General features: G+C 47.5%; 24 protein-coding genes. 5 read left to right on the forward strand and 19 right to left on the reverse strand.

From position 1 onward, the window contains the following. Positions 1-36: 36 nt before the first annotated feature. Entirely contained in the window at positions 37-1,065 is a 1,029-nt protein-coding gene (locus HYX70_01465) for a hypothetical protein (protein ID MBI2797953.1), read from the forward strand. On the opposite strand, the gene HYX70_01470 is transcribed toward HYX70_01465, so the two are convergent. The 6 genes from HYX70_01470 to ftsZ all read right to left on the reverse strand — a co-directional run bounded on the left by HYX70_01470 (position 1,058) and on the right by ftsZ (position 8,089). Beyond that, the gene (locus tag HYX70_01470; protein ID MBI2797954.1) at positions 1,058-1,606 is read right to left on the reverse strand and encodes a thermonuclease family protein; all 549 of its coding nucleotides are present in this window, start codon (positions 1,604-1,606) and stop codon (positions 1,058-1,060) included. The genes HYX70_01465 and HYX70_01470 overlap by 8 nt on opposite strands. Positions 1,607-1,614: 8 nt before the next feature. Next, complete coding sequence (gene rodA / locus HYX70_01475) at positions 1,615-2,763, reverse strand: rod shape-determining protein RodA (protein MBI2797955.1); 1,149 nt, start codon at positions 2,761-2,763, stop codon at positions 1,615-1,617. After that, positions 2,747-5,662 (reverse strand): isoleucine--tRNA ligase, encoded by a 2,916-nt coding sequence (locus tag HYX70_01480; protein ID MBI2797956.1) that lies wholly within the window; start codon positions 5,660-5,662, stop codon positions 2,747-2,749. Before HYX70_01480 ends, rodA begins: the two co-directional genes overlap by 17 nt. Positions 5,663-5,916: 254 nt before the next feature. Then, the gene (locus tag HYX70_01485; protein MBI2797957.1) at positions 5,917-6,177 is read right to left on the reverse strand and encodes a hypothetical protein; all 261 of its coding nucleotides are present in this window, start codon (positions 6,175-6,177) and stop codon (positions 5,917-5,919) included. A 22-nt stretch (positions 6,178-6,199) separates the two neighbouring features. Further along, positions 6,200-6,670, reverse strand: a complete 471-nt coding sequence (gene nrdR, locus HYX70_01490) for a transcriptional repressor NrdR (protein MBI2797958.1) — start codon at positions 6,668-6,670, stop codon at positions 6,200-6,202. Between the two features lie 6 nt (positions 6,671-6,676). Further along, positions 6,677-8,089 (reverse strand): cell division protein FtsZ, encoded by a 1,413-nt coding sequence (ftsZ, locus tag HYX70_01495; protein ID MBI2797959.1) that lies wholly within the window; start codon positions 8,087-8,089, stop codon positions 6,677-6,679. Between the two features lie 390 nt (positions 8,090-8,479). On the opposite strand from ftsZ, the gene HYX70_01500 reads away from it, so the two are divergent. Continuing rightward, on the forward strand, positions 8,480-8,947 hold the full coding sequence (locus tag HYX70_01500) for a hypothetical protein (GenBank protein ID MBI2797960.1): 468 nt from the start codon (positions 8,480-8,482) through the stop codon (positions 8,945-8,947). A 164-nt stretch (positions 8,948-9,111) separates the two neighbouring features. Here the strand turns inward: HYX70_01500 and ftsA are convergent, their stop codons facing one another. The 7 genes from ftsA to rpsU form a co-directional block, all read right to left on the reverse strand. Continuing rightward, complete coding sequence (gene ftsA / locus HYX70_01505) at positions 9,112-10,347, reverse strand: cell division protein FtsA (GenBank protein MBI2797961.1); 1,236 nt, start codon at positions 10,345-10,347, stop codon at positions 9,112-9,114. A gap of 45 nt (positions 10,348-10,392) precedes the next feature. Then, positions 10,393-11,160 (reverse strand): type I methionyl aminopeptidase, encoded by a 768-nt coding sequence (gene map, locus HYX70_01510; GenBank protein MBI2797962.1) that lies wholly within the window; start codon positions 11,158-11,160, stop codon positions 10,393-10,395. Beyond that, complete coding sequence (locus HYX70_01515) at positions 11,157-11,711, reverse strand: nucleoside monophosphate kinase (protein MBI2797963.1); 555 nt, start codon at positions 11,709-11,711, stop codon at positions 11,157-11,159. The genes map and HYX70_01515 overlap by 4 nt, the downstream gene beginning before the upstream one ends. A 6-nt stretch (positions 11,712-11,717) precedes the next feature. Then, entirely contained in the window at positions 11,718-12,077 is a 360-nt protein-coding gene (locus HYX70_01520; protein MBI2797964.1) for a diacylglycerol kinase family protein, read from the reverse strand. Next, the gene (ybeY, locus tag HYX70_01525; protein MBI2797965.1) at positions 12,065-12,541 is read right to left on the reverse strand and encodes an rRNA maturation RNase YbeY; all 477 of its coding nucleotides are present in this window, start codon (positions 12,539-12,541) and stop codon (positions 12,065-12,067) included. The genes HYX70_01520 and ybeY overlap by 13 nt, the downstream gene beginning before the upstream one ends. A 5-nt stretch (positions 12,542-12,546) precedes the next feature. Beyond that, positions 12,547-12,990, reverse strand: coding sequence for a GatB/YqeY domain-containing protein (locus HYX70_01530; protein MBI2797966.1), 444 nt, complete (start codon positions 12,988-12,990; stop codon positions 12,547-12,549). Positions 12,991-13,168: 178 nt separating this feature from the next. Further along, complete coding sequence (rpsU, locus tag HYX70_01535) at positions 13,169-13,378, reverse strand: 30S ribosomal protein S21 (protein MBI2797967.1); 210 nt, start codon at positions 13,376-13,378, stop codon at positions 13,169-13,171. Between the two features lie 174 nt (positions 13,379-13,552). Between rpsU and HYX70_01540 the strand changes: the two genes are divergently transcribed. Continuing rightward, on the forward strand, positions 13,553-13,954 hold the full coding sequence (locus HYX70_01540; GenBank protein ID MBI2797968.1) for a hypothetical protein: 402 nt from the start codon (positions 13,553-13,555) through the stop codon (positions 13,952-13,954). Positions 13,955-14,138: 184 nt separating this feature from the next. After that, on the forward strand, positions 14,139-14,600 hold the full coding sequence (locus HYX70_01545; protein ID MBI2797969.1) for a hypothetical protein: 462 nt from the start codon (positions 14,139-14,141) through the stop codon (positions 14,598-14,600). A 219-nt stretch (positions 14,601-14,819) separates the two neighbouring features. Here HYX70_01545 and HYX70_01550 read toward each other — a convergent pair whose 3' ends face one another. The 4 genes from HYX70_01550 to HYX70_01565 all read right to left on the reverse strand — a co-directional run bounded on the left by HYX70_01550 (position 14,820) and on the right by HYX70_01565 (position 18,866). Then, the gene (locus HYX70_01550) at positions 14,820-16,088 is read right to left on the reverse strand and encodes a histidine--tRNA ligase (GenBank protein MBI2797970.1); all 1,269 of its coding nucleotides are present in this window, start codon (positions 16,086-16,088) and stop codon (positions 14,820-14,822) included. Positions 16,089-16,626: 538 nt separating this feature from the next. Then, positions 16,627-18,318, reverse strand: coding sequence for a single-stranded-DNA-specific exonuclease RecJ (gene recJ, locus HYX70_01555; GenBank protein MBI2797971.1), 1,692 nt, complete (start codon positions 18,316-18,318; stop codon positions 16,627-16,629). 48 nt (positions 18,319-18,366) lie between these two features. Then, a complete protein-coding gene (locus tag HYX70_01560; protein MBI2797972.1) occupies positions 18,367-18,555 on the reverse strand; it encodes a hypothetical protein in 189 nt (62 codons plus the stop codon). Positions 18,556-18,584: 29 nt separating this feature from the next. Continuing rightward, the gene (locus tag HYX70_01565) at positions 18,585-18,866 is read right to left on the reverse strand and encodes a winged helix-turn-helix transcriptional regulator (protein ID MBI2797973.1); all 282 of its coding nucleotides are present in this window, start codon (positions 18,864-18,866) and stop codon (positions 18,585-18,587) included. 185 nt (positions 18,867-19,051) lie between these two features. Between HYX70_01565 and HYX70_01570 the strand changes: the two genes are divergently transcribed. After that, complete coding sequence (locus HYX70_01570) at positions 19,052-19,786, forward strand: hypothetical protein (protein MBI2797974.1); 735 nt, start codon at positions 19,052-19,054, stop codon at positions 19,784-19,786. On the opposite strand, the gene secF is transcribed toward HYX70_01570, so the two are convergent. Next, positions 19,783-20,709 (reverse strand): protein translocase subunit SecF, encoded by a 927-nt coding sequence (gene secF, locus HYX70_01575; protein MBI2797975.1) that lies wholly within the window; start codon positions 20,707-20,709, stop codon positions 19,783-19,785. The two genes, HYX70_01570 and secF, sit on opposite strands and share 4 nt — an antisense overlap. Then, a complete protein-coding gene (gene secD / locus HYX70_01580) occupies positions 20,706-22,025 on the reverse strand; it encodes a protein translocase subunit SecD (protein ID MBI2797976.1) in 1,320 nt (439 codons plus the stop codon). The genes secF and secD overlap by 4 nt, the downstream gene beginning before the upstream one ends. Positions 22,026-22,037: the final 12 nt, after the last annotated feature.

Consider the following 22,037-nt stretch of genomic DNA (forward strand, 5'->3'; position numbering starts at 1 on the left):
TTGCCGTTTGTAGCGTCTTGGTTGTAAAATAAAATCATGCTAAAGATCTTCGATCGCTCGCGCCGCAGCAACGAAAAAATTGCCGAAACAATCTTTGTCCCCACAATTGTACTTGCCTCACTGCTTAGCCTGTTGGCATTCTGGCACAAATCTACCATCAAAATAGTTGGCCCGGATTCGATTGGCTTGGCAATGCTGGTAGCTGGAATTGTAATCTGTTTGTTAGTTTTTCCGCCGGTTTATATATATGGCGTAAACCACGGCCAAGAGCGACTCAGCAATAAACAGCTGATATTTAATGTGATCACCCTTACCATTGCCTCAGCCATCATGATCGCCATGGTAACTGCCATTGGCGTGTGGCTGTTTAACGCCGCCTTTCAAGACCTAGGGCTCGACAAATACACCTCTTCGATAATTGTCGGCACTTATTCGGCCGGCCTGGTGTATGTGCTGGTGCCAGCCGCAATTGCCATGAATACCAAGCGGATAGTTAGTATGTTCTCGGTGGTAATGATCTCTGGCGTAATGCTAAGCATGATCACGGCTGGTAACCCACTCTGGTGGCAAGAGAACTTCAGCTCACTCGGCACTCAAAGTGGCCTGAGCGCTCTTGCCTTCAACTTTACGCTCATTCTATCAGGCTTTATTTTGATCACCCTCAGCTCGCATATGCTCGAAGATGTTAAGCTAATAAAGCACGGGCCTAAAAACAAGCCGAATATTAAGCTATTAAAGATTTTGTTTATATTTGTGGGCCTTTGCATGGCCGGCGTGGGGTTCTTTCCCTACGATCGTGCGCCCCTCCTGCATAACCTTTCGGCCTACTCGATGGTGCTTGGCTTTGGCGTGATTGTGCTTGGCTTAAAGAAGATACTGCCTTTTATAGACGCGGCTTTTCTAACCAACTCTTATTTTGCACTTGGAGCCATCTTGATCAGCTACATATTATTTAGTAGAGTTGGTTATCTCAACCTAACAGCTTTCGAAATGCTAGCTTTTGGTATTACCTTCGCCTGGCTACTCATGTTTACCCGCAAGGTTAGTAGCTACATGGCTAGCTAGCAGCCTTTTTGGTATCGCCGTCGCAGGTGTTGGGACTCCAAAAGCCTTTTTGTTCAGATTTAGCCAGCGCTTGAGCAGCTTTAAACTGAGCCTGATATTTGTAGGGTTGGCTCTGGTAGGTATATTCGTGGGCAAAGCCTTCGGCTATCATATATTGATTATACAGGCTACCATCTGGCAACCAGACATAAGCTAGGCGCCGATTGTATTTGTCGACTTCACCAGCCAAGGTGTCAGACTCAAGACGCACACTTTTGCCATCCATGAGTTCATGGCCTTTGGCGCTGGCCTCGCGGCCAAAGCACTGCACAGGCTTGCGCGGGTCAACCACCTCTGGTGTGTCCATGCCAATCAAACGAACGGTCTCGGTTTTGCCATTTATTACCACCTCAATGGTGTCGCCATCGACTACTTTTTTTACTTGGTAGGTGTTGGCCTGTCCTGATGTTTTGCTGGTATTGACCCGAAACTGAACATAAGCTCCATATATCAATAAAGTACCCACCACCACAAGACCCAAAGCTTTTACTATCTTTTTCAAATCTTCTCCTAAACCTTACTAAAGCTAACACGTTCTGGATCTGAATATAGCAGATTGGGACGGCGGCGCAAATAGATGCTTTCTAAAACACCAATACTAACCAACATCACCAACATGCTGCTACCACCAGCCGATATGAATGGCAACGGAATGCCAGTAACCGGCATTATACCCATGTTCATGCCAATATTTATAAGCACATGGAACAGCAGCATGGCAGCCACCCCAACTGCAAAGAAGCTGCCAAAATAATCTGGTGCAGCCCTAGCAATCATAAGGGCTCGAAAAATCAAAACTACAAAAATCAGAATCGCCAGGCCTGCCCCCACAAAACCAAGCTTTTCACTCAGAACAGCAAATATAAAATCAGTTTGTTGGCTGGGTAAAAAGTTACCCTCACTTTGTGACCCAGCCGTTAAGCCCTGCCCCCACACACCGCCTGAGCCAACCGCAATTATAGCTTGATTCACATTATAACCAGTTGTAGCGGGGTTAGCAGTCGGGTTAATGAATGTCTCGAGCCGTTGCTTCTGATACGGAGCTAGATACTGATAAGCAAAGGGCAGTACAATTAAGGCCGCTGCAACTAAGGCAATGACATAGCGCTTGGGCACTTTACTGGCTAGAACCATACTTAGCCAAATTGCTACAAACACCAGTGCTGTGCCCAAATCCGGCTGCGCTAAAACCAGAGCCAGCGGAATCAAAAGTAGCGCCACCGAAAACATTAGATAGCGCACCTGCCGCAAACTGACATAGTACTTCGAAAAAAACCAGGCAAAGAAAATAATCAAAAAAAGCTTAGCAAATTCAGATGGCTGGAACTGAAAGAAACCAAGGTTGATCCAACGAGTTGCCCCGAGCCTATTAGCCCCAAATACAGCCACAAAAAGTAGCGTAACAAGCATCAACCCATACAGCATAGGTGCATAATCTCGCAATACCCTGTAATCAAGCCGGCTCACACCAAAAAGCAACCCCAGGCCCACCAATACATATATAATCTGGCGACTAGTATCGAGCTGAGTTGGTGTAACCTCGCTGCGTAGACCCGAGGAATACAATACTGTTAGCCCTAGTGCGGTTAGCAACAAAGTGCAAACCAGTAACACCAGGTCGTAATGGGCAAAAAACGATAATTTACTGGATTTTTTCATCTTGACTCAGGCGAATCTGAATTTCGCCAGAGTCTATTGTAGCAGTTTTTGAGAATTCTAGATCAATTGCCGGATCGGTCGTAAGCTCGTTGGCAAGGGTCTCAGCCGAAATCAACTGAGCACATTGTTTAATTGCCGCTAGCAATGGCTCCGATTGAGTAGCTAAGTTGAGCTTTATTCGGTTATCGACATCCAGTCCAGCCTCTTTACGAGCTTGTTGAATGTTACGAATTATGTCGCGCGCAAGACCTTCGTTTTTGAGTTCTCGAGTAATATTTGTATCCAATTCAACTTTAAGCTCAGTGGCCTTCTTAACTATCACGTCTTTAACATTAAGCTCCTCACCAATTAGCGCTTGCAGTTGAGCGGAAATATCTTGTGGGCTATTGATTGTGGCATTTGAGAGGGGCTGGCGAACTTTTATGCCGGCTTCGGCCCGCACGCTCAAGCCATCATTCACGGTCTGCCGAACTAGCTTCATTTCTTCCAGCATTTTATTGTCCACAGTTCCAGACTCTGGCCAGTCACATAAATGAACCGACTCTGGAGCGTCACTCAAATCACTCACCAGATGTCTGTAAAAGTAATCGCTAGCAAAAGGTGTCCATGGAGCCAGCAGCTGGCAAATCTTAACCAGCGACCAATAAAGCGTCTGGTAGGCCTGGTTTTTATCGGCATCGTTTTGGCTTTTCCAAAAACGTCTGCGGCTGCGGCGCACATACCAATTCGACATATCTTCTACTAGCCCATATACTGGCCAGCTGGCTTTGGCTAGTTCAAAGTTATCGGCAGCTTTGGTGCTCAATTCTACAGTTTGTTGAACTCTTGCCACCAGCCATTTATCTAATGGGTTATCTAATTTGCTTGGCCTATCTAAATTCGATGGCTTCCAACCGTCAATTTCGGCATACATACTGAAGAATGAAGCGCTGTTAGCTAGTGTCATAACCAAGTTCCTGTGGATATCCTTCAAAGCTGAGCGGTCAAAGCGCATGTAGTCGCCGGTTACTGCCGGAGTACTCGAAAGTAAATAAAATCTTAAACTGTCCGCACCTTCAGTTGAGAACACCTCGTCGAGTGGGGGGTAGTTTTTGAGCCGTTTAGAAAGCTTTTGGCCATCAGCCGCCATTACCATGCCGTTCACCAGCACGTTTTTGTAGGCAGGCTTGTTGAACAAGATCGTCGCTATCACATGCAACACATAGAACCAAAGCCTGGTTTGATCTAAGCCCTCGCCGATATAATCTGCTGGGAACGACTCTTTAAACTCGTCTTTGTTTTCAAATGGATAGTGAACCTGAGCATACGGCATGCTGCCCGACTCAAACCAACAGTCAATCACCTCTTCAACCCGGTGATAGGTTTTGCCGTCTTTTTGTATCACCACATCATCAATATGTGGACGGTGCAGATCCGTAAATTCAGGATTTCCTAGGGCTAACTTTTTAAGCTCATCGATGCTAGAAATCACCAAAAAATCTTCTTTGTCGTCATCGTTTACCCATACAGGCATAGGAGCGCCCCAGTAGCGGTTGCGCGATATCGCCCAATCACGAGCGCCTTCCAGCCATTTGCCAAAGCGACCTTCTTTAATGTGGCCAGGCACCCATTCTATCGACTCAGAAGATTTTAGCAGCTCTTCTTTGAGCTTTGACACAGCAATAAACCAAGTGTCAATTGCATAATAAAGTAGTGGGGTTTCGCAACGATAGCAAAACGGATAAGTGTGAGCTTGCTCCTCGGCCGCATACACCATTCCTTTTTTTGTTAAATGCTCAATAATAACGGGGTCGGCCTTTTTAAAGAACAGGCCCCCAATCTCCTTGTCACCCACAGACTCGCTCACCAGGCCTGCCGAATCAACAGTAGTTAGTACGGGTAGACCGTGCTCCAAACCCAAGTTAAGATCATCTTCACCAAAAGCTGGCGCTACATGCAAAACGCCTGTACCGTCTTCAACGCTTACAAACTCCGCCGCCCAGACTTTGTACAGGTTATCGTTCTTGGGAAGCTCCTCAAGGTTAAATACCGGCTCGTAGCCCTTGCCGACCAGGTCTTTACCCATGTAACGATCTAAGACCTCGTAAGTTTCGCTATTAAGTGCTTCCAAGCGCTTCTCGGCTAGGATTAACTCTTCATTATTGCCTTCGTCGTCGTAGAGCTTAACCTTTACATATTTGGCATTCGGCTCGACCGCCAGTGCAACGTTACCAGGTAAACTCCAGGGTGTGGTGGTCCAAGCCAAAAAGTAAGCGCTATCGTCGACAAGCTTAAACTTAACAAATAAACTAGGGTCGGTTACACCGTCTTTATAGCCCTCATTGACCTCAAAGTTGCTCAAAGGTGTAGCGCAACGCGGGCAGTAAGGCATACTTTTGTAACCCTTATAAATGAGGTCTTTTTTGTAAATTTCTGAAAACACCCACCAAACCGACTCTGTATAACTATTGTCGATCGTAGCGTAAGCGTTCTCCTTATCGGTCCAGCGACCAATCCGATCAAAAAAGTCTTCCCAATCTTTTTTATAGGTAAAAACTGAGTCGCGACAGGCCTGATTGAACTTCTCCAAGCCCAGCTCCATGATCTGTTTTTTACCTGATACGCCAAATTTCTTTTCAATCTCAAACTCGACCGGCAAACCATGGCAATCCCAACCGTTGCGACGCTCCACGTATCGGCCGCGCATGGTTTGGTAGCGGCCGATAGAGTCTTTTATACTTGTCACCAAGCTATGCCCAAAGTGCGGCAGGCCGTTGGCAAACGGCGGCCCATCATAAAAACTAAACCGCTTGCCCGATTCAGTTTTCTTTAGAGTTTTGGCAAAGATATCTTCCTGCTGCCAAAATTCTAACATTTTTTCTTCAACCTCTCTGGTATTGTATGGGGATAGTTTTTTCATAAAATCTCTTCCTAAAAAACAAAAAGCACCGCTTTTGCGGTGTCAGAGTTCGCCTAGTTGCGAACGGTACCATCTGACTTCCCTAAATTATTTAGGGCACTTAATTTGATACTTACGTGATCATACGGCGAGTTCTACTCTCTTGCTTAGATTTCTGCTCGCTGCTTCGCGGGGGATAGCCGCTCATTCGCCACTTAAGAGCGAAGCGCATTTATTAACTAATATTATAAGATTGATTCAAGCTTTTGACAAGCTTAAATTATGCCCATCTGATAGCTAACATCGTCTGCTCGGGGAATATTATGCCGCCAGCTAGCCACTGGCGCACCATCGTCGCGGGTTAGCACTACCGCTGGTGCGCTAAATATATCGTATAACTGGGCTTTGCTCGAACCATCACGGCTGTTCACATCGACCTGATTCAGTGCCATGTGGCGGCGGCTAAGCTCACGCAGCAGCGATTGCAGCTCAGTATTGAAGCTTGAGTGTTTGTCGGTAAATATAAGCGCTTTCATAGCTTAATTGTATCAGACCGAGTTATTTTTTTGTATCTCCAGGCTTACGCTTCTTGAGCTGGTTAAGCTCCCGCTCAAACGAGGCAATCCCCGTAAAGCTGCGATACACACTAGCAAAACGCACGTAGGCTACTTCGTCGGTCACCAGTAGTTCTTTCATAACCAAGCCACCAATTACCGTGCTCTTAAGCTCGCGCTCACCTTTGCCATAGAGCGCCTGCTCAATGCGCGAGATTATGGCCTCAATCTTTTCTACCGGAATCGGGCGCTTTTCGCAGGCCTTATAAAGCCCTTTGGCTAGCTTGTCGCGATCATACGATTCCCGATCGCCATTTTTCTTAATAATCATTAAGTGGGGCGTTTCAATTCGCTCGTAGGTGGTAAATCGGCGCCCGCACTTGTTGCACTCCCGCCTACGCCGAATGCCCGAGGGGTCATGCTCACGCGACTCTAGTACCTTGCTATCGCTGCTGCCACAATTTGGACAACGCATGTATGCCTACATCTTTCGCTTCACAAAGCTTGGAATGTCATCGTCATCATCAAACGAAGGCTCTTCAACCTTCACGTTCTGGCGCAAGAAGGCTGGTTTATCTAGGTCGTCCTCTTCTTTGTCATCGAAGCGCGAGCCTACTGTCTCGACAATTGGTTTTTCGCGCACTGGTTCACGTTTGCTTTCTTCATCGAGCAGATCCTTTTCCATATCAAAGCCGATTAGCTCTTCTTCTTGAGGCGATTTGGCCTTAGAATTAGCTAGATCTTCATCTGGTACCTCTGGGGCCGGCACATCGGGCTCAGCCTTTACCATTGGCTCGTGTTCACGAGTATCAAAGATTGGCTGCTCTTTTTCTTCTTCTATAAACGGCGTAGATGGTGTCTCCTCAACAATATCAACTTCTTCGATCACGGTTTCTTCTTGCAAGCCGCTAAAATCGGTGTAGCTTTGTTTTTTACGGCGCTCGCCATCAAAACCAGTGGCCACCAGGGTTACACGGATTTCGCCAGCCATGTTTTCATCGATTACTGTACCGAAGATAATGTTGGCCTCTTGGTCGACCGAGTCGTGTACCAGCTTGGCGGCTTCTTCTATCTCGTGCATACCCATGTCGCGCCCGCCGGTAAAGTTAATTAGCACACCCTTGGCACCTTGAATTGAAACTTCGAGCAGTGGCGACTCCATAGCCTGCTTAACAGCATCAACCGCGCGAGTATCGCCCGAACCCTGGCCAATACCCATTAGGGCTGAGCCGGCATCGTGCATAATCGATTTAACATCGGCAAAGTCCAGATTCACCAAGCCATTAACAGTTATCAGATCAGCTATGCCTTGTACACCCTGACGCAACACGTCATCGACCGTGCCAAAAGCGTCGAGTAAGCTGGTTTTGCGATCAATTATCTGCAAAATCCGATCGTTTGGGATAACTATTAGGGTGTCTACCTTGTCACGCAGCTCCTCAACGCCAGCATCGGCAATCTTGCGTCGGCGATCACCCTCGAAGGTGAAGGGCTTGGTTACAATCGCTACAGTAAGCGCACCGACCTCTTTGGCAATGCGGGCAATTACCGGAGCGGCACCGCTACCTGTGCCGCCACCTTCGCAGATGGTCAAAAACACCATCTCGGAGTGCTTGAGCGCGCTATAGATTTCTTCTTCGCTTTCTTCGGCGGCCTGCTTGCCTATGTCTGGGTTGGCACCGGCCCCAAGGCCTTTGGTGGCCTCTTTGCCAATATGAACCTTTTTGTTGGCCTGTGAATAGTGCAAGGCCTGGGCATCGGTGTTGATGGCAATAAAATCAATGCCGTGTAATTTGGATTGAACCATTCTATTAAGCGCGTTGTTGCCGCCCCCGCCAATGCCGACTACTTTGATGCGTGCGAATGTTTCAATTTCTGGTAAAATTTCGGCCATAGTTTTATGTTTCACCCCCTCTTTGATAATTCCTGTGGTAGAGCAATCTCTACCAGGTGTGTTTTGCCTTGCCACAACTCCTGGTAAACACTGGCCAAGAGTTAAGATTAGTATACAGTCGCTGGATTGTTAATACAAGAATTTTGCTCGACTTTTTTGAAAAAGCTTAAGAAGTAATTAATGTGTTCGTGCCAAAATGGCAGTGTTCTATTTTTGTGTTCATATTTTTGACTAAGTTTGGTAAAAGTTATATGCTAGGGCCAATCCTGGGCAGGATAGCACATGAACAGTCAGTGCCAGTGAGCAACGACGCTCGAGGCCAATGACAACCAAAAGTATCCGAAAATCCGACGCCAGTGGCCCTTGCGGGTCGAGGCATATGGAGGAAACATGAATGAAGTACAGTTAGAGAACTTGTCTCTGCCGCTCCGAAGGGGGCGTGTCCTGGTTAGATTCCAGAAGTGGGCGGGGGTGGTCAGCATCAGGCTTTACACCGAGTGTGTGATTGGTGGGAAAACACTCGTGGCTGAGGTTCAGTCGCTCGGTGTCAGAGTCGACAGAGGTGGGGTGCAGCTTTTGAGCAAAGAGTACGACCTTGACAGAGCAACGCATGAGTGGAGGCCAGAATGGCAGACTTCTGCCGAAATTGTCTGCCTCGTGAACGGCATTGAGCAGCAGTTGTGGCACCCAACTGTACTCATCCATATAGCCACCCTGAGCGGGAGGCTTATGGAGCGTCGTGACTATGTAGATCGCGAATCAGACATCTACATGATTCTGAAGACATTCGGAACCAGAATCGAGGCTCTCCTAGCAAGAGGGTCTAAGAAGTGGGAACCCATCTTCGCCGACAATTAAGCTCTTCTGCCCAGGAGAGCACCAGAAATTATCTAAAAAAGAACCTTAATTCGCTGTCCAGCGAAGGGTCTTTTTTGTTGTCATTCCCGCGCAGGCGGGAATCCAGAGAGCATGGATCCCCGATGTCGAATGCTACGCGTCGACTCGAGGATGACGAGGGTCGATTACGGAGCCAAACTTTTGAATATCGACTTGAGTTTGCTGGTTACACCGCCCATAAAACCGCCGAGCTGGATCTTGTGGTGAGCTGTCGGTTGATCGGTATCAATTAGCATCAAGCCAACTGCGGCTGAGTACATGGGGTCGTTAATCTTGTCGTAAATACCACTAAATCCAGATAGTTTGCCAACTGTAGCCGGTAGCTTAAGTACCCGCTTAGCATAATCTGTTAAACCTGTCATATGGGCACCGCCCCCAGTTATAACCACTCCGGCGGTCAGCAGAGAGCCCTTGCTGGCCTTTTTGATCTCGCCAGCAATCATGCCAAATATCTCGTCAAGTCGGCTAAGCACAATCTTGTCGATTTCACTTCTGCGCACTACGCCTTTGCCACCAAATTCTTCTAAGTTGATCTTGGTATTGGCACCAGACTTGCCTTTTTCGGCTCTGGCAGCTGCTATCTTCACCTTTTCGGCAATATCTATGTTGGTGCGCAGGCCATACACGAGGTCCTTGGTAATATGGTTGCTGCCGACCGGCAAGATGGTGGTAAACACCACATGGCCCTCTTCGTACATCACTACACCAGTGGTTTCGGCCCCAAAATTGATTACAATTACGCCCAGCTCTTTCTGGCGTTTGGTGAGCACCGCGCGGGCTGCCGCCATAGGTGCAATTACTTGATCGTCTATGGTAATGCCCGAGCGAAACACCGCATTGGCCACATTTTTAATAGCCGGCGTGGTACCAGTAATTATATGGGTGTCAACCTCCAATCGCACCCCATTCATGCCCACCGGGTCAGCAATACCAGCTTGGCCATCGACCGTGTAACTACGGGGCATGACTTGCAAGATCTGGCGATTGGCATCTAAGTTAATGGCTGTAGCGGCCTCTTCGGCTCGGCCCAGATCCTCGCGGGTAATCTGGTGATCGGCTCTGGCTACAGCAATCACCCCACGCGAGTTTAGGCTTTGAATGTGCGCACCGTCGATACTCACAGTCGCCCGCTCAATAGCTATGCCGCTCATACGCTCAGCCTCTTCGAGAGCCGCTGTAATCGAGCTGACAGTCTCCTCGATATCTATAACCACCCCGCGACGCAGGCCAACCGTGGGGCTTACACCCAAGCCAATTATGCTCGGCGTCGACGAGTCTTCTTGCTGTAGGCCAACCACACACACAACTTTACTAGTGCCAATATCAAGCCCGACGTATGGAATTTCTTTGGGTTTTGCCATATTTAGCTATTATACACAAAAAATCAGGCCAAGCTAAATCTGTCGCTACCAAGCAGTCAAGACTTCGGCACCACCTTTGGTAATAAGTATGGTGTGCTCAAACTGAGCGCTCAAACTGCCATCTTGGGTTACAAATGTCCAGCCATCGTCGGCCACATAGCCGTCGTGAGTGCCCAGGCTAGCTATGGGCTCTATGGCCACAGTCATACCCTCTTGCAAGTGCACACCGGTGCCGGCAGTGCCATAGTTAGGTATTACTGGATCCTCGTGCACTTCGTGCCCCACGCCGTGGCCGCACATGGCATAAATAGCGGCGATGTTACCGGCCTCAAAGACCTTTTCTACAGTTGAGCCAATGTCACCCACCTGAACCCCTGGCTTAATAACGTCTATAGCGGCGTCGAGAGCCCGCTGAGTGTACTTAAGTAATCGCTTGGCATTATCTGGTACTTTGCCAACTGCTATGGTTACAGCACTATCAGTTATCATGCCGCTGTAGTTTACGCCGAAGTCCAAACCCACCAGGTCGCCACTTTGTATAACTTTATCGGCCGTTGGAATACCGTGCACAATCTCATCGTTAATTGAAATACAGATGGTGGCCGGGAAAGGTGCCGAATCGGGCGCATAGTTTAAAAAGGCAGCTGTAGCGCCATGTTTTTTGAGCTCTTTGCGACACAGTTGGTCTATTTCAAGAGCAGATACACCAGGTTTTGTGGCTGCGGCTGCTTTCTTTAAAATAGTTGCCAAGATCTCGCCACTTTGGCGAATATTGGCAATCTCGACCTCGGTCTTAATTTGATTCCGCATCATCGGTTTATTTCTCGCTCAATGACTTTGTATACGTCCTCAACCGACTGCTGTCCATCGACCTCCACAACAAATTCTTTTTGTCGAAAGTATTCGACAACTGGCAAAGTCTGGGTTTCGTAAACGCTAAAGCGCCGATCAACTAAATGACTCAAATCGTCGTCGCGACCGCGCTTAGCCAAGCGTCTTTGGGCTTCATCGCGGTCAATCTTAAGCCAAAAAACGTGCGAGATAGTTTGATTATTTGCAATCAAAACTTCACTCAGCCACTTGGCTTGTGATACGTTGCGTGGAAAGCCATCAGCAATTATTCTATCTGTAGAATTGTATTGCTGTAATTGCAACATCACAGCTTCGTTCACAATAGCGTCATCAACCAGCATGCCACTATCTAGTTGTTGTTCAACTTTTGTATTCGTTTTGGCATAGGTGCGCAAAAGTTCGCCAATTGGCATTAGTTCGAAGCCATGGCGCGACACCAATAATTGAGCCTGGGTGTCTTTGCCGCTGCCCGGCCCGCCTAGGAATATGTCAAAACTTTTAAACGAAGGCATAACTTATTATTTAAAAATCAATTGCCAAACACGTGGGCCAAAAACTAAAATGCCCACCAATACTGCACCAACAGCAGTTACCAATACACCCGCCGCGGTCATGTCTTTTACGAGTTTAACCATTTGGTTTGATTCGGTATTGGTAATGTCTAATGTCTTTTCGATTGCGCTATTAACAATCTCAGCAAAAAATACCAGCACAATTGCCAAAACCACCAAGCTAGCCTGATAAAGACTTATTTGTAGTACGATCCCGGCTGCTATGGCTAAAATCGCAAAAACAAGGTGTATACGGGCGTTGCGTTCACTGCTTAAAACAACCTTAACGCCTCTTAATGCGTATTTAAAACTATCTAAGCTAACCATTTAAATTCTCGTGTATTCCGCTTTAGTCTCTTCATGATAGCACCTTGGGCGGCCTCAAAGCTAGACCGATCTGTGGCATTAGCGTGATCGAGACCAAAAACATGTAAAAGCCCGTGCACCAACAACAAAACCAGCTCATCGGCATAAGAATTCTTGTATTCTTTGGCTTGACTAGCGGCGATCTCACTACAAATGGCAATCTCGGCCAGTGTTGTATCTGGCTCGTGCACTAGACCTTGATCTTCAAAATAGTTAAAGCTTAGTACGTCGGTTGGATAGTCATTACCAGCAAACTGTTCATTGAGCACCTGGATGGCTTTGGGCGACACAAAAATGCAGTTAATTACACCTTGGACCTCGACTTTCAGCACCAAAACCACGGCTTTAAGAGCTTTTTGTAGATCTGTCTCGCTCACCACTTTGGGCAAGTCGCCTAAAATCTCCAATTTTACAGATTTAGCCAAGATTGTTAGTTAAGTTTTTTAGCTACTAAGCCACTTACACGTTTACCATCGGCTGCCCCGCCGGTTTTAGCCATAACGGCACCAATTACAGCACCCATTTGAGCCTTATCGGTTGCACCCTGTTGGGCGATAACCTCATCGACAATCTTTTCGAGTTCAGAATCGTCCATCGCTTCTGGTAAATAGCCATCAATTACATCAAGCTCGGCCTGCTCTTCTTTAACTAGATCATCTCGGTTGGCATTCTGGTATTGTTCGATTGAGTCGCGGTGTTTTTTGGCCTCTTTTTGCAACACCTGGATCATCTCTTGTGGGCTTAGGTCGTGACCGACCTCTATCTGGTAGTTTTTGAGGGCAGTTTTAAGCAAACGAAGCGTGGTTAGCCTAACCTGGTCACGCTCTTTGAGCGCTTCGGCCAGATCTGATTCTAGTTGCTGCAGATTGTTCAAATTTATCTCCTATGGACTTACTTTTGACTTCTTGCGAAATTCGAAATCCTATCAATTTGAGCCATATGGTCATTTTCTTGTAACGAGGCATAGCCGTAGCTATGCTGAGGAGCAAAAAATGCGCAGATGGCCAAAGTGTTAGATTTTAGACGTGAGAATGTCGAGAGTAAGTTCATTGTTAACGAATACCGAGTAGTTCGCGAGTTTTAGCCTCTTTACGGGCTCGTTTGCGGATGGCAATCTCGCGCTGTTCTTTTTTGCTCAGCGGTTTTTCGAAGTATTTTTTGCGACGGGCTTCGGTAAGAACACCAGATTGAGCGACTTTTTTATTAAATCGCCGAATTAGGCTTTCTACAGATTCGTCATCTTTACGGCTTACTTGAAGCAAATCAAATCACCTCCTAAGGTGTGGTTATCTTATTGATTGGTGTAATTATATCTGAATTTAGCTAAAAACACAAGCTATTTAGCTTATGGCTATATTGACTTACGAGAGCTTTTGTGGTAACATGTGCAAATCGTTTCGGGTTTCCGTCTCGATCTGCCATGGCAGCAACGACCCATGGACGAACCTGGAGTTTTCAATATGCCCGATTACAAAGTGTGGATCCCGGCGGACCTCCTCTCCGTAATCCAGAAGGAGGAACTGAAAGCGGCAGTCCGCTACATCACCGCCGCCGAGATGACCTGCAAGAAGCCTGATGGCGAGGTGATGATCATCGAGCCAGAGATGGTCGACGTGACCATCGTCGAGGTACCCCAAGAGAACCTCGACTGGGGAGACACAGGCGCACTTCTTGAGGTGGGCGCCTTCGACTTCGAAGATCGCATGCGCAACATCGATGAGCGCATGAAGGCCATCGCCATCGAGACCAGGCGAGTCCTGCCCATCGGCGACAAGCATGTCTCGTGGACCTTCGACCCTCAGCCTCTCAACTGCTGGGGATCCACGAAGGTCGCCTGAAGCCGATCACTTCCTCGGGCATATTCACCAGCTCCGGACCACCGGAGCTGGCATGCCCTTAGCTCTCAACGGATTGAGATTTAAGGTTGTGAAGCAATTTAATACTTGACTATAAGATGCAATTATGGTAGCCTTTGGCTAGGTCGTAATTCACGTCCGCACCAAACAACAAGGAGGTAGGCTGGTGACCGGATCACAGGCCTATGTCATCATCGCTCTGGCCATCGTCGGCCTCGTCGTGTTCATCGTGTTCGAGGTGTACGCGGGTCGAGTCCGGCGCCCAAGGATCGCCTTCGAGATCCAAGAGGCCATCGAGCAGCTCAACGCCGCGACCAGGCACCACGTTCAGGTTCAGGCGGTGCTGGCTCTGATGGACCAGTTCGTGGAGCACCCCGAGCTCATGGCCAACCTGGCCGAGTACAGCCGTCAGACGGTCGCGACAGCTCTGCTGAACCGAGTCAACACGCTCGGTGCAGATCTCGAGGTTGCCCAGAAGGCGCTGTCGTCGGCACGACAGAGCTATGTCCGGTATCCAAGCTTCGAACAAGACGTTCGGCGTGCTGAAATCTGGGTCGAGCAGCTGCTCCTGCAGCTCGAGGACGCCAACCAAGCAGCCGAGCTCTTCGGCGGCCTCCACTCGGTCTGAGCGACCTCCACAAAGAGGTTCGGGTGGGCGCACAACAGCGCCCGCCCAGCCTCTCTTCTTTTTGTAGACACAAAGGTGTCTTTTTTGTTTACAAACAGATCTCTCGACTACGCTCGAAGTGACACATCCTCTATGTCATTCCCGCGTAGGCGGGAATCTAGACTGGATTCCCGACGTCGAATGCTTCGCGTCGACTCGAGGATGACAAAATGTAGAGATTCAGGATGACAACAGGACTGCTAGTTTTTCCGAAGCTTTGGCTACATCTACTGGCTCTTGATTGCCAGTTTTGAGATCCTTTAAGATAGCTTTTTTGGCCTTAAGCTCGGTTTCGCCAATAATCAGCGCGTATTTGGCCTCGAACTTGCTGGCCCGGGCCAGCTGATCTTTCATAGTCTTGGTCGTTAGATCGATCCTGACACTCAGGCCGTCATCGAGCAGTTTTTCAGATAGGGTTAGTGCAGCCTTTTGAGCCTCGCTGCCCAAGTAAACCACATAAACATCGGGCTTTTGGGCCTCCAGCTTGTGGCCGGTTGCCTCGAGCTCTAGCTTGATACGCTCCAGGCCCAAACCAAAGCCAACTGCTGGGGTTGGCTGCCCGCCTAGTAGCTCCACCAAACCATCATAGCGGCCGCCGCCGCCAAGTGAATCTTGCGATCCCTGGCGCGTACCCTTGAATTCAAACACCGTTTGATTATAGTAATCCAAGCCTCGCACTAAGCGTGGATTTACATCGTAACCAATTCCCAGATCATCTAAGGCCTCCAAAACGGCTGCAAAGTGTTCTTTGCTAGATTTATCAAGATAATCTAAGATCTGCGGAGCTTTTTCGATCAGCTCTTGCATATTAGCCTCTTTGCTATCCAAAAGACGCAACGGATTGCTCCCCAGCTGTTTTTTGGCCAAGTCTGTAAGCTTAGGCTCATGCGGCTTAAAGTAGTCGCGCAAAGCCTCTTGGTAGCGCTTGCGAGCTTCGAGAGAACCAATACTATTCACCTGCAATGAGGTTGCCAGTCCTAAACGGGTATAAAACCTATTGGCCAGCGCAATGGTGTGCACGTCGGCAGTAGGGCTATCAACACCAAAAATCTCCACTCCCAACTGGTGGTGCTGGCGATATCTACCCTCTTGAGGACGATCATAGCGGAAAAGCGGCTCTATATAGAACAGACCTACGGGCTTGGGCCAGCTTGGCATGCCGTTTTCTAGGTAGGTTCTTACCACGCCCGCAGTGCCCTCGGGCTTAAGCGCCAAGACACCTTTACCACGATCAGTTAAGGTGTACATTTCTTTATGCACCACCTCGGTGGCCTCACCAACTCCTCTAATGAATAGCTGAGCATCTTCGAGAATTGGAGTCGAAATACGGCTTAGACCGGCAGCTTCGCAGATTTCGGTAAAGGTTTGCACTATGTGCTGCCAGGCTATCTGATCGGCAGGCAAAATATCTTGCATGCCACGTACCTTTTGAAATTGATTTTTGGCCATATAATTCCTTCCTTTTTAGGTTATCATAGTTGTTTGTAAATAACTATTTCATCAAAACTTACTGTCTGGATCTCCGATCGATCCGTCAGCTGGCGGAAGGGATAACGTGGGAGAGAAGATTAGCATAATTTAAGCATAGTTGTCTTGGTATGAGGTTGGGGGCTTTTTAGGCCCCCAACCTATTTGTCGTGAGTGTGAGTCAGTGACTCAGCGGTGCGACCAGGTGTTCCAGGTCTGATGGGTTCGCATGGCTGGTTCTCCTTTCTCTCGATGTGGCCTTGCGGCTAAAGGCGATCGGAGCGAGCCGGGGCTCAACGATGCGACCAGTTGCGGGTGTCCCAGGGAACCGGGGTGATCGTGACCACAGTTACCTTCCCTTCTCTCGACTTGACTCTTTGGAATCAAAAAGCCCTTCCCGTTTGGGAAGGGGTTGAGTTCAAATGCTAAAAATCCAAGCCTTTCACAAACGGGGTGAACCGACTCGATGCCAACGCAAAATTGTAGCTTGGATATTCATTTGCAACACAGTGTATTACGTTTATGATTTTCTGTCAAGCGAGCAGATATCCACAACCTCTAGCTGCAATTGGGCAACATTCTGCCAAACATTCTCACTCAATCTGTAAACAACCTCTATTGGACTAGGTTTTATACCATCAGGCCAGCGGTGCGCGCTATTAAAACTAATGCCATCTAAGAATCTTCTTGAGTTTGTGCGAAACCGAAATTTGGTGTGATTTCTATCCTGACCAATAAATTTAGCCTCCTCCAAATATAGCTGGCTTACAAACATCGGCGGGGGGTTGGCATTGCCGTGTGGCTCAAGTTTTTTTAGCTCGCTCAAGCTTTCCAAAACCAATAAATCTCCGCTCAATACACAGTCGATGTCGAGTTGGTGCAAAAAGTCGTCTTTTGAGTACTGCTTTTGTACAAAATCGTTAATTTGCTGCCTAAATTCATCTATTTTACTGGTTGGCAGCGTGAGCCCGGCCGCAAAAGCGTGGCCACCAAATTTGATTAAATCTTTGCCGCAGGCCGCAATCGCCTCAATAATATTGCATTTGCCAAAACTGCGCGCCGAGCCCTTGGCCTCCTCACCCAGGATTTGCAAGATTATTGTCGGCCTGTGATACCTTTCTGAAATTCGCGAGGCCACCAGGCCAGCAATGCCGTGCGACCAGTCGGGATTGGCTAAAACTAATACTTGATCCTCAACATATTCTTTAGCCACTTCACTAGCCTGCTCAAAAGCTTGGGCCGTTTGGGTTTGGCGCTCTGAATTAAGTTGATTGAGTGATTGAGCAATCTGGTTTGCCTGCACAATGTCTGTGCACAATAGCAGTTTGAGAGACTTTTTGGCATGTTCTAGCCGTCCGGCCGCATTCAGGCGGGGACCTAAGCGGAAACCAAGGTCATCGGTTTTGATTTGTGATAGTTCGACACCTGCGGCTTCAGATAGCGCCTTAATACCAGCCCGTTTGCTTTTGCGCAACACCATCAGTCCATAATGCACTAGCACTCTATTTTCGCCCGTTAGATCAACAACATCACAGACTGTACCGAGAGCCACCAGATCGAGCAGCCATTTTTCGTACCCTACAGGCAACCAGTCCGGCCGTTGCCGCTGCAAGGCTCTAGTTAAGTTAAAAGCCACACCCACACCCGCCAATTCTTTATATGGATATTTGTCGTCTGGCTGTTTGGGATTTATAACACCAATAGCTTTGTCGGGAAGCTCTTCAGGCAAAGTGTGGTGATCGGTAATAATAATGTCTAAGCCAAGCTTGGCTGCCTCTGATACCTCGACGGCCGAAGTTATGCCACAATCAACCGTGATCACTAGGTCTGTCTTGTCGGCGTGTAACTTCTTTAGTGCGGCGCTATTTAACCCATATCCCTCTTCGAATCGATCCGGAATATAAACTTCCACTCGCGGATTAAGCTTGTGTAAAACATCGTACAGCAAAGTTGAGGCGGTCAACCCATCGATGTCGTAGTCGCCATATATGACGATCTTTTGCTTATCTGCTGTGGCCGCAATAATTCTATCCACAGCCTTCTGCATATCCTTCATTAAAAAAGGGTCGCCTAAATCGGCCTGGTAATCAGGCGATAAAAAGCGCTTTTGCTCGTCGCCTTTCAGCCCCCGCTTTTGCAGGATGGTTGGGAGTAGGTCGTCGCGATTAGCAATAATGGCATTGGGCTTTTGCCAAATCGAAGAATTGTCCATGGCTATTAGTATAGACTATGAATTTGAGCTTATCGAATCTGTTACCACTTAGAATCGATCAGCGCTATAATAGCTGGCACCTGAGCGCGATCTAAACCCGGCCGGCTCGCTTGGTTGTAGATTGCGATGACGCGTTAGATATATCTCGGTCTCGAGTAGTTTGGCTTTCTTAACCGAACCAATGCCGGCCCTGCCTTTAGTATGCGCAAACAATAGACTTTTTATTTTTTTTACCACTCTCGCAACTCCTTTTGTTTTTTAGCTTTTTATACTTTTTTGGACTTTTTGTTGCTGGTCTTTAATACCATGCCCTGCAGCTCTTTGAACAATAAAAACGTTTGGTTGGCCCAATAAACCTTGGTATTGCCATCTTTGGCCGAGCGAACATAGCCAATCTTCTCTAATCGCGCCAATTCGCGGGCTATATTACCAGGGTCTTCGTGGGTAATCTTGGCTAATCCCCGAATGTGGACTTTATAATCGGGGTACTTACTGAAAAGCGTAATGACCTTACGCCTAGTTTTGGAGGTTATGAAATATTGTAACATTGTATTTTTCTCAACTTTGTTTTTAGATTATTGCTTGTTTTCAGATTATTACATGTAGTATATCGTACAACTGTAGCCATTACAACACCCTAATTTACAAGTTTTTTGTATTTGCTATAATAAACATAAGGATTAATGCAAAACCAAACATGGATCGTTATTGCTCAAATTGTAATGCAATCGTCGTGCCATCGGCGGTTGGTCATTTGTGTCCGAATTGCGGCCAACTAAATCACTTCGAACGCACGGCCAGTACCACTGTTCCGTCGGCCATAAAAATGGACGAATTCTTGGGTACCGACATCGATAGTAAACCTAAAAAAGCCAAAAAACCTAAGTCTGTCGCTTCTAAGCATGCTAAGCAGACCAAAACAAAATCTAAGGCTAAAAAAACAACTCTGTCAGATCTGACACCAAAACCTGTTAATACAGCCGGATCTGAGAAAGAATTTGTTGATCTTACTGCCCCACCAGAAACAATACCGACAGAGCAAAAACACGAAATCTCCACTAAGACAGTTGAGACCCCAAGCAAGGCCGAACCAAAATCGGTTAGAACCATTATGAAAAGATTGTTGGTGCCAGAACTGCCGGCGCCGCACTTTAGTGCCGTACCGACCGAGGCACATAGCAGCAGCATTGCCATGGTAGCTGACTCGCCATCGAAAGTTAGCGAACCTAGCCCCGCGCCACATATTAACTCAATGGACACAGCCATCACTGCAAGTACTGTCGCCGCTACTACAAACAGCCTGGCCCCAACCAGCACTCTCGACCAAGCTGAGCTTGAGCACGGCCAGATGATTCAAGCTGAACTAGAAGACACACCTACCACAACCGCAATTCATGTAGTAGTGATTATTTTGGCCTCAGTTTTACTGATAGCAGCCGGGGTTTTGGTGTACTTAGTAGCTCGCTAAGCTTTGGTTGGCTTTAGATTCTTAGCACCACCCTTTTTGGAGCGCTTGATTTTCCAGTTGTTGTAAACAACCAGAAGAGGAGCAGCGTTAAATATAGATGAATAGGTGCCCGAGAAAATTCCGATCAACAAGGCCAAAATAAAGAATTTAATCGACTCGCCGCCGAACAAGAAGAAAGCCAACAAGACCATAATCACGGTCAGGCTGGTATTGATGGAGCGAGCAAATGTCTCCAAAATGCTATCATTAACCAGCTCTTCAAATGGTTTATTGTAGCGCCGTAGGTTTTCACGTATCCTATCGTACACCACAATCGTGTCGTGCACCGAGAAGCCAATGACTGTCAAGATAGCAGTTACAAACAAGCTATCGACCTGAATACCAAAAAAGTGGCCAAGCAACGAAAATACGCCAAGCACCAACAATACATCGTGCAACACCGCGATTATGGCTGTTACCCCAAAGCTCCAGGAGCTCAAGGGTGGTGGGGTTTTGCGAAAGGCAAAAGCAATATAGCAAATTATAGCTAAGCTCGCTATGAACACACTCAAAAGTGCGTTACGGGTAATGTCACGGCTAACGGTCGGGCCAACCGAGCTAAAGGCTGTTTCCTGAATATTCTGGGCAGCTAGATTAGCCTTGATGGCCTGGTGGATAGCCTCGCTATCGCCCCGACCCTGATTGCTGTAGCGAATTAGTAGCCTGTTGTTGCCACTTGTGGTAACGGTGATATCGGCCACCTCTGATTTAGCCACAATTGCTCTAACTTCGGACTGATTGGTGTTGCCACTAACTTCAATCTCTTGGCCACCAGTAAAATCGATGCCCGGCTTTAGCCCCCACAAAATCAGCGAGATAGTCCCTGGGATAATCACAATTAACGAAATAATAAACCAGAGTTTTCTGCGACCAACAATATTCATGCTTTGGCCACCTTGGCTTTATTTGACTTGGAGTTGAACCGATACATTTTGGGGTCACTGGCCCACTCGGTCTGTAACAACAGCATCATGAATGTCTTGGATACCGTGATAGCGGTAAACATACTTACTAGAACACCAATCGCTAGGGTAACTGCGAAGCCTTTGACAATCGAGTTGCCAAAGCTGAATTCATAGAGAATAAAACATGTGATAAGCGTAGATATGTTGGAGTCACGAATACTGGTCCAGGCTCTCTTAAAACCGTCTTCCAAACCAGTTTGTAAACTTGACCCAGCCCGCACCTCTTCTTTCATGCGCTCAAATATCAAAATATTGGCATCGACCGCCATGCCTATGCTCAAAATAAAACCAGCTATGCCAGCCAGGGTTAATACGATTGGGAAGGGTGTTAAACCGCTCAGCTTAAATATCGCCAAGTTAATAAGCGTATAGATAACCAGCGCCACACTGGCCACAACGCCAGCCAACCGGTAGTAAGCAATCATAAAGAACACCACTGCCAACAAGCCTATAGCACCAGCAATAATACTTTTTTGAATCGACTCCGACCCCAAGCTAGCTCCAACCGTTCGTTGCTCAACCAGATTAATTGGCACTGGTAGCGCACCGGCATTTAACAGCACTGTGGTATCTTGAGCATCCTTAATATCTTTGAAGCCCTGCATTTGTCCCTTGCCGTCGGTAATTGCCGAGCTAACACTGCCGTTAAAGAGCGGCTGATCATCGAGCAAAATCAGAAGCCGGCCGCCACTTTGATTTATCTTGGTGGTAAGGCTGGCAAACTTCTGGACTGATTCAGACTTCATTGTGAAAGTAATAATTGGTTTACCCGACTGCTGATCGATATCAGTTGTAGCCGTGTCTAGATCCTTACCAGAGATGTCGGTGGCTTGCGGAAAGCCATTCTGCTCTACCTCATAAAAGCTAAGTTGGGCGGTCTTGCCGATTAAAGCAATAGCCTGGTTGACATCTTTAATGCCGGGCAACGAAATGGCCACTTTATCGCTACCACTAGTCTGAACAACTACCTCTGAGGTGCCGGTCGGATTCACGCGTTTTTGGATGACATTAATTACGCCGCCAACAGCTTTTTGTTTGTCTTCGGCCGATGTTTTAGACAGATCAGTCTGATAAAGTAAGTTAGCACCGCCTTGGAGGTCTAATCCTTGACGCACCTTCAGACTAGTATCTTTTAAGCCAATAGCGCTAAAGACTTTGTCTTCGCGAGGTATATCAATAACTATTACAACCAGGATAACGGCCAATATTAACAGCAAGCGAGTCCGTAATTTCATTTTCTAACCTTG

The organism is Candidatus Saccharibacteria bacterium, from assembly GCA_016191105.1.
Lineage (GTDB): Bacteria > Patescibacteriota > Saccharimonadia > CAILAD01 > BJGX01 > JACPPH01.

Excerpts from the sequence above, each read along its gene's own strand:
- HYX70_01500 (MBI2797960.1), top strand. The coding sequence starts at position 8,480 with ATGAATGAAGTACAGTTAGAGAACTTGTCTCTGCCGCTCCGAAGGGGG.
- HYX70_01480 (MBI2797956.1), bottom strand. The coding sequence starts at position 5,662 with ATGAAAAAACTATCCCCATACAATACCAGAGAGGTTGAAGAAAAAATG.
- HYX70_01515 (MBI2797963.1), bottom strand. The coding sequence starts at position 11,711 with ATGCCTTCGTTTAAAAGTTTTGACATATTCCTAGGCGGGCCGGGCAGC.
- secD (MBI2797976.1), bottom strand. The coding sequence starts at position 22,025 with ATGAAATTACGGACTCGCTTGCTGTTAATATTGGCCGTTATCCTGGTT.
- HYX70_01485 (MBI2797957.1), bottom strand. The coding sequence starts at position 6,177 with ATGAAAGCGCTTATATTTACCGACAAACACTCAAGCTTCAATACTGAG.
- HYX70_01540 (MBI2797968.1), top strand. The coding sequence starts at position 13,553 with ATGGACGAACCTGGAGTTTTCAATATGCCCGATTACAAAGTGTGGATC.
- HYX70_01520 (MBI2797964.1), bottom strand. The coding sequence starts at position 12,077 with ATGGTTAGCTTAGATAGTTTTAAATACGCATTAAGAGGCGTTAAGGTT.
- map (MBI2797962.1), bottom strand. The coding sequence starts at position 11,160 with ATGATGCGGAATCAAATTAAGACCGAGGTCGAGATTGCCAATATTCGC.
- recJ (MBI2797971.1), bottom strand. The coding sequence starts at position 18,318 with ATGGACAATTCTTCGATTTGGCAAAAGCCCAATGCCATTATTGCTAAT.
- nrdR (MBI2797958.1), bottom strand. The coding sequence starts at position 6,670 with ATGCGTTGTCCAAATTGTGGCAGCAGCGATAGCAAGGTACTAGAGTCG.
- ftsA (MBI2797961.1), bottom strand. The coding sequence starts at position 10,347 with ATGGCAAAACCCAAAGAAATTCCATACGTCGGGCTTGATATTGGCACT.
- ftsZ (MBI2797959.1), bottom strand. The coding sequence starts at position 8,089 with ATGGCCGAAATTTTACCAGAAATTGAAACATTCGCACGCATCAAAGTA.
- rodA (MBI2797955.1), bottom strand. The coding sequence starts at position 2,763 with ATGAAAAAATCCAGTAAATTATCGTTTTTTGCCCATTACGACCTGGTG.
- secF (MBI2797975.1), bottom strand. The coding sequence starts at position 20,709 with ATGAATATTGTTGGTCGCAGAAAACTCTGGTTTATTATTTCGTTAATT.
- HYX70_01565 (MBI2797973.1), bottom strand. The coding sequence starts at position 18,866 with ATGTTACAATATTTCATAACCTCCAAAACTAGGCGTAAGGTCATTACG.
- HYX70_01465 (MBI2797953.1), top strand. The coding sequence starts at position 37 with ATGCTAAAGATCTTCGATCGCTCGCGCCGCAGCAACGAAAAAATTGCC.
- HYX70_01550 (MBI2797970.1), bottom strand. The coding sequence starts at position 16,088 with ATGGCCAAAAATCAATTTCAAAAGGTACGTGGCATGCAAGATATTTTG.